This window comes from Streptomyces sp. BE20, from assembly GCF_036322525.1.
Lineage (GTDB): Bacteria > Actinomycetota > Actinomycetes > Streptomycetales > Streptomycetaceae > Kitasatospora.
In genome coordinates this window covers 21,140-28,211 of record NZ_JAQYWW010001172.1, presented here as the reverse complement: position 1 = coordinate 28,211, position 7,072 = coordinate 21,140, and the positions used below count along the sequence as shown (strand labels likewise).

Below are 7,072 nucleotides of genomic sequence, written 5' to 3'. Positions count from 1 at the left end.
CTGGACCCAGTCCCGCCAGATCGTCCCCGGCTGGTACGGCGTCGGCGCCGGCCTCGCCGCCGCCCGCGAGGCCGGTCTCGGCGACGTGCTCGACGAGATGTACGGCCAGTGGCACTTCTTCCGCAACTTCCTGTCCAACGTGGAGATGACGCTCGCCAAGACCGACCTGCGGATCGCCCGCCACTACGTCGACACGCTCGTCCCGGCCGAGCTGCACCACGTCTTCGACACCATCCGCACGGAGCACGACCGCACCGTCACCGAAGTGCTCCGGGTCACCGGCGCGTGCGAACTCCTCGACCAGCAGCCCGGGCTCAAGCAGACCCTGGCCCTGCGGGACGCCTACCTCGACCCGATCTCCTACCTCCAGGTCGCCCTGCTCCGACGCCGCCGCGCCGCGGTCGCCGCCTCCACCGGGGCGGACCCGCTCCTCGCCCGCGCCCTGCTCCTCACCGTCAACGGCATCGCCGCCGGACTTCGCAACACCGGCTGACCCCACGGGAGGTCCCCACCATGACCGCCAACACCCCACACCCCGGGGGGCCTTCCCGCCGGACCCTGCTGCGGACCGCCCTCGGCACCACGGCGGTCGCCGCGGCCACCGCCACGGCCCTGTCCGCAGGTGCGCCCCGTGCCGAGGCCGCCCGCCCGCGTCCGCGTCCGTCACGGCTCGGCGCGCTCAACGAGCAGTCCGCGGTCCGCTCGTTCACCCTCGGCGACACCCGGATCACCTACGTCGTCGACGGCGCCATGGAGCTGGACCCGGCCGGCTTCCTCCCCGCCGTCCCGCCCGCGTACTGGCGGGACCACCCCGAGGCCCTGACCCCGGGCACCGGACGGATCGCGGCCTCGGCGGGCGGCGTCCTCGTCGAACGGGGCCGGCGGCGCCTGCTGATCGACGCCGGCCTCGGCGCCAACGTCCTGTCGCCGGCCCTCGGCCGCTCCCGCGGCGGCGCCCTGCTGGACACCCTGCGCGCCCTGCGGGTGGCGCCCGAGTCCGTCGACACGGTGGCCTTCACCCACCTGCACACCGACCACACCGGTCTCGGCTTCCGCCCCGGCGGCCGGGACCACGCGCTGCGCAGGGCCTTCCCGAACGCCGACTACCGGGTGGCCGGCGCCGAGTGGGGGCCGTTCTGGCGCGGCGAGATCACGGTCGGCGCCCCCTCCTGGGACACCTTCATGGTGCCGATGTCGCGCGTACTGCGGCCGTTCGACGACGGCGCCGAGATCTGGCCCGGGGTCACCGCGCTGATCACCCCCGGTCACAGCCCCGGCCACACCTCGTACGTCGTCACCGCCTCGGCCGGCCGGCGTCTGGTGGTCTTCGGCGACGCCTTCCACACCCCGGCCCAGATCAGCCACCCCGAGTGGCCCTCCGGCCCCGACACCGACACCGCCGCCGTGCTGCGCGCCCGCCGGACCCTGCTCGACCGGCTCCGTGCCCCGGGCAGCTACGGCTTCGCCTTCCACTTCGGCGACCAGCCCTTCGGCCGGGTCCTGCCCGACCGCACCGGCACGCTCCGCTGGCACCCCGTTCCGACCCGCCCCCTCCTTCCCGCGCCCCTGCGACTCCCCTGAAACGCCGGCCGGCCGCGGTGACGCGGTGATCCCGGACCACCGCGTCGCCGTGTGGCGGACCGGCCGTGTCCGACGAAGCGAAAGTGCGAAGCGAAAGTGCTGGTCACAGCCACCGACGAGCGGCCGTGACCAGCACTTTCGCAAGCGAACTACTCCAGCGGGAGTTCTCCGTCGGGCCCCGCTCACCAGGTCACGGGCAGTGACCGCATCCCGTAGATGAACGACTCGGTACGGAACTCGCGCTCGCCGGCCGGCCGCAGCCCCGGCAGTCGGCGGAACAGCGTCTCCAGGGCGATCTGGAGTTCGGCGCGGGCCAGCGGCTGGCCCAGGCACTGGTGCACGCCGAAGCCGAACGCCAGCTGCCGCCGGGCGTCCCGGTAGAGGTCCAGCTCGTCCGTCGCCCGATGGCCGGCGCCGCCGAACACCGCCTCGTCCCGGTTGGCGGTGGAGAGCATCGCCATCACGCCCTCCCCGGCCCGGACGGTGACGCCGCCCAGCTCCACGTCCTCCAGAGCCACCCGGGGCAGGCCGGTGTGCACGATGGTCAGCAGCCGCAACAGCTCCTCCACCGCGCCCGGCAGGGTGGCCGGGTCGGCCAGGCCGGGGATCTGCTCGGGGTGCTCCAGCAGCAGCGCGGTCGACAGCGCGATCATGTTCGCGGTCGTCTCGTGCCCCGCGACCAGCAGCAGCACGCCCATGGCGGCCGCGTCGTCCGGGGTCAGGTCGTCCCGCGCCGCGAGCCGGCTGAGGACGTCGTCCTCCGGCTGTGTCCGCTTGCGGGCGGTCAGGTCGCGCAGGTAGTCCAGGACCCCCTCCTGGGCCTCCCGGAGCTGCTCCACGGTGCTCTCCCGGTTGAGCATCGTGCGGCTCAGGCTCTGGAAGCGGTCGTGGTCCTCGTACGGCACGCCGAGCAGCAGGCAGATCACCAGCGAGGGCACCGGCAGCGCGAAGTCGGTGACCAGGTCGGCCGTGGTCCGGCCCGCGGTCATCCGGTCCAGCGCCTCGTCCACGATCCGCTGGATCTCCGGGCGCAGCGCCTCCACCCGCTTCACCAGGAATTCCCCGGTGACCATGCGGCGCTGGCGGGCGTGCTCGGGGTCGTCGAGCCGCAGGAAGTCCGGATTGTCGGTGATCAGCTCCTCGCGGGCGCCGGCGACCAGCAGCGGGAAGGCCGGGTGGCGTATGTCGGCACTGAACCGGCGGTCGGACAGCACGGTGCGGACCTCGGCGAAGCCGGTGACCATCCAGCAGAGGTCGCCGTCGGGCAGCTTGGCCCTGGTCACCGGCCCGGTGGCGGCGGCCTCGGAGTACGGGGGCGGCGGGTCGAACGGGCAGCCGCCGGAGTGCCGGGCCGGCAGCGGGAGAACGGGGGTGGTGGGTGCGGTGGTCAAGACGGGGATCTCCTCACGTCGCGGGTGTTCTCGTGGGGTTCGGGGCCCGGGAAGGTTCCCGGCGGCCTGGGGGGCCGTCGGCGGGGGTCCGTCAGGCCCCGGTCCGAGCGGGCTCGTCCCCGGTGACGGTGATCGCCCGGCCCGGGCAGAGCTCGGAGGCGAGTCTGACGTCGTCGAACTGCTCGGGCAGCACGACGGTCTGACGGAGCATCACGAGACTGTCCCGGTCGTCCTGGTCGAAGACCGCGGGGGCGTTCGTCACGCACATGCCGGAGCTGCAGCAACGGTCCCGGTCGACGCTCACCTGCATGTCAGGCACCTTTCGCCAGGGCGGCGCCGACTGTCCGGCAGCCGCCTCTCGTTGTCACGGTCAACCTGGCCATCGCTGGTCCGTTCACGGAGGGGCGCGGTGGCCGGATCGGGAAGATTCCCTCTGTCCACGTCCAGGGTCCTGGACGTCATGTCCGCAGATGTCATTGTTCCGGGTGCCTCGATTTCCTCGCATGTCGAGTCGACGGGCGCGAAGCGCGTCCGGGGGACTTCGGATTCAGCGGTGGTTTTACAAGGTGCCTTCCGTACAGACAGGGGAGCCGTACAGGCGGGCCGCAGCCGGGGTTCGCGGGTCCGCGCCGCGTTGCCGGCCCGGGGCACGGCATCGGCGACCTGGACGGCAGGCGGTCGAGCGGTTCAACCGCCGGGGTGGGGCGGAATCGGGTGCGTTCGATGGTTTCTCTCACGCGTGTCGGTCGTCGGGCCCCCGATTGCGGATGGTCGCAACTCCCGTGCTCATGACGGTCTGCGGGTGGTCTGGTGTGCTGCGGTGTGACCTTACCACCAGATGTTCCGAGTCAAATCGACTGACAGCGAGGGTTTCTGAGTTCGATTCGGGTGCAACTCGCAGTAGCCTTGCCCGAATAGGTGGTCCGACCTCTGTGACACGTCGCAGGTGGGAGGTGTACGCAGGGGAGGGCTTGCACCTGTGGGCAGCCGTCGGTCCGTTCGGGTAGTGCACCTGCGGGCAGCGGGCCTGCCCGCAGGTGCAGCGAATGAGGCACCGTCAACCGATTCCCCGGGAGCGGCCGCTAATGTGCTGTCTCTCCCAAGCCCGCGGTTGTTCCACGGGTTTGTCCGATCTCGTCGGCGTGGGCGCCGGATTCGTTATCGCTATCGACGACGGGAATATCCGCTGGGATACCTCTGACCGGCGTCACCGGGACGGTGGGCCGCGAGGTGGCTCGACTGCGCCGGCTTTCGGCGGGCCGGGGCACCGGCGGTGAGCCGCGAGGTGTGCCGCGGACGGCGAGGCGCCGGGGCCGCCTCCGAGGAGGTCTACGGGCCCGGTACCCGGCCGGCGGAGCCGGCGGAGGCGGGCGGACGGGCTGCCAGCCGGTACCAGGCACCCGGGGTGACGGCCCGCCCCGGTCGGTCCGGGGTGAGATGGGCCAGGGCCCAGGAGACCAGCGGGTCCGTGGTGTCGCGGGTGGCGTCGGCCCAGCGGGTGGGGAGGACCCGGACGCCGGGGCGGTGGATGGCGCGGTAGGTCGGCAGGTTCGCGGTGAGGTGCAGCGGGCGGGCGGCGAGCAGCACGCACCCGCCGGGGCGGACGGCGGCGAGCGCCTGGAGGATCCCGGCCTCGGTGCCGGTCGTCTCGACGACCACGGCAGGTACCTCCGGGCCGGCGGGAACGGCGTCGGGGAGCGCCAGCCGGACCAGCCCGGCCAGCGCGCCGTCTCCCGGCACCAGCACCGTGGACCTGCCGCCGGCGGCCCGGGCGGCGTCGGCGACGGCCCGCGCGGTGGCCGCCCAGGCGTGTGCGGCGCGCGTCTCGGCGTCCGGTCCGGGGTAGCCGACGGCCCAGGTCTCGTCGGCGGCGGTGCCTTCGGCGAACCACACCGTGTCGGGGCCGACGCCGTCGGGCGGCGGGTAGTCGCCGTCGGGGGAGCGGAGGACGCGCCGCGGGCCGATCACGGCGTACCGCCCGCGAGCAGGCGCGCGGGGTCGATGGCTCGGCCGAGCCACGCCGCGGCGTAGCCGGCCTCCACCACGGCCTGGGTCCGCAGCCCGTCGCTGAGGCTGACGTCGACGGGCGTGCCGTCCCGTACGGCGAGGGCGAAGCGGGTGAACGCGGTGGTCCGCAGGTCGATCGCGGTGGGCGCCGGGCGGCCGGCGGGCGGGGCGGCGCCGAGCGGGGCGCGGTGGGTCAGTCGGAAGTCGGGCGTCAGTGCCACCTCGCCCTTCTCGCCCCACACGCTGGTGCGCATGCCGGTGCCGCCGACCACGCTGGCGCTGCCGATCAGGGTGGCGACGATCGGGCCGAACCTCAGGACGAGGGTGACCGCGTCCTCGATGCCTTCGGCGTCGGCCGTCGAGGAGGGCGCCGTCTCGGCGTAGACGCGGTCCGCCTCGCGCCCGAGCAGGGCGCGGACGGTGTCGACCTGGTGGATCAGGTTCATGATGAGGAAGCCACCGCCGGCCCGGTCGCGGTCGAGCCGCCAGTTGGACGGGGCACGGCCGCTGAGGCCGCCCTGGAAGTAGCCGGCCGGCTTGTCCGTGAAGTAGGTGGCCGTGACGCCCAGCGGTTCGCCGATCTCCCCGGCCGCGATGGCCGCCCGGGCCTGCCCGAATCGCGGGTCGGTCCGGGTCGGGAAGAGTACTCCGGTGCGCAACGGGCCCGCACTGTCGGCGAGTTCGGCCATGCGGCGGGCGGTGGCGAGGTCCTGGGCGACGGGCTTCTCCAGCAGTACGTGCTTGCCCGCGGCCAGGGCGGCGGAGAACAGCTGCTCGTGCGTGTCGTGCGGGGTGGCGACGATCACGGCGTCCACGTCGTCGCGGGCCAGCAGGGCCGCGACGTCCGGTGTGTGCTGCCCGCCGAAGCGCGCCGCGGTCTCCTCGGCCAGCTCGGCGAAGGGGTCGTGGCAGGCGGTCAGCTCGGCCTCGTCCGCGGCGGCGAGGGCCTTGGCGTCCTCGATGCCGATGTCACCACAGCCGATGAGCCCGTAGCGCAGCGGGCGCGCGGACGCGGCCCGGCGGCCGGTGGCCGGGCGGGGCGCGTCCCATCGCAGGGCCGCGCTGATGAATGCGCGGTCGGTGGCGAGCCGGCGGTAGACCTGAGGTGCCCGGTGAGCCGGGTAGTCGGAGAGCACGTCGCGGATGGTGAACCGGCGCTGTTCGAGGAGGTCGAAGAAGATGTCGCTCAGCCGGTCCTCCTCGGCCTCGGTGAGGCCGCCGACGTGGGCGCCGCGCAGGTCGATCCCGCGGTCGTGGAGTTGCTGCAGGGGGATGTCGGCGCGTTCGGTACGGGGCGAGCCGAGCAGGACCACCCGGCCGCCGGGTGCGGCGGCGCCGATGGCGACGGCCAGGCCCGTGCCGCTGTCGGTGACGTCCAGCACCAGCGGGGTGCCGTCGTCGTCGGGTCCGCCCGGCTCGTGCCGGACGGTGGTGGGTTCGGCCCGGAGGGTCCATGCCTTGGCGGTCGTGGCGGCGACCGCCCGGACCCGGGAGGCGCCGCGCGCCGCGGCCAGGCGGCGGGTGATGACGCCGAGCAGACCGCCACCGACGACGGTGACCGGCTCGCCCGGGCGCTGCCCACCGGTCTCCAGACCGTGCAGGGCGGTGAGGGCGAGTTGCCAGACGGCGGCGTCGGCCGGCGGGACGCGGTCGGGGATCGGGCGCACGTGGCGTTCGGGGACGACGGCGACCTCCGCGTGCCGGGCCCGGCGGACCGCGACCCGGGTGCCGGCGGGAAGCGCGGATCCGCTGCGCACGGTTCCGGCGGCCTGGTAGCCGGGGTGCTCGGGGTACCGGGCACCGGCGTTCGGGAGGTCCAGCAGGATCGCGCGCTCGGTGCCCGGGCTGATCACGCTCACGCTCAGGTCCACGACGACCTGTCCCGGACCGCCCGGCGGCTCGTCCCGCTCGATGACCTCGCACTGTCCGGGTCCGGTCAGGACCACCGCTCGCATGCGTGCCTCCTGGGGGTTCGGTTGCGCCCATGGTCGCGGAATTCGGAATCCGCGACCAGAGTTCGGACGGTCACCGAATGGGTTCTCCGGAACGATGGCCGAAAAATGGTGTCCGAATGAGGCATCCCGGTGGCGGGG

6 protein-coding genes are annotated in these 7,072 nt (G+C 73.9%); 2 read left to right on the top strand and 4 right to left on the bottom strand.

Annotated features, from left to right (window positions below):
- Positions 1–493: phosphoenolpyruvate carboxylase (locus PUR61_RS36900; protein WP_329883934.1), on the top strand; the 493-nt coding region annotated here is incomplete at its 5' end.
- 20 nt (positions 494–513) lie between these two features.
- Entirely contained in the window at positions 514–1,581 is a 1,068-nt protein-coding gene (locus tag PUR61_RS36895) for an MBL fold metallo-hydrolase (protein ID WP_329883933.1), read from the top strand.
- Positions 1,582–1,763: 182 nt separating this feature from the next.
- Here the strand turns inward: PUR61_RS36895 and PUR61_RS36890 are convergent, their stop codons facing one another.
- The 4 genes from PUR61_RS36890 to PUR61_RS36875 all read right to left on the bottom strand — a co-directional run bounded on the left by PUR61_RS36890 (position 1,764) and on the right by PUR61_RS36875 (position 6,934).
- Entirely contained in the window at positions 1,764–2,972 is a 1,209-nt protein-coding gene (locus tag PUR61_RS36890; protein WP_329883932.1) for a cytochrome P450, read from the bottom strand.
- Between the two features lie 91 nt (positions 2,973–3,063).
- A complete protein-coding gene (locus tag PUR61_RS36885; protein WP_329883930.1) occupies positions 3,064–3,282 on the bottom strand; it encodes a ferredoxin in 219 nt (72 codons plus the stop codon).
- Between the two features lie 1,019 nt (positions 3,283–4,301).
- Positions 4,302–4,940 (bottom strand): hypothetical protein, encoded by a 639-nt coding sequence (locus tag PUR61_RS36880; RefSeq protein WP_329883929.1) that lies wholly within the window; start codon positions 4,938–4,940, stop codon positions 4,302–4,304.
- A complete protein-coding gene (locus PUR61_RS36875; protein ID WP_329883928.1) occupies positions 4,937–6,934 on the bottom strand; it encodes a Gfo/Idh/MocA family oxidoreductase in 1,998 nt (665 codons plus the stop codon). Before PUR61_RS36875 ends, PUR61_RS36880 begins: the two co-directional genes overlap by 4 nt.
- Between the last annotated feature and the right edge of the window lie 138 nt (positions 6,935–7,072).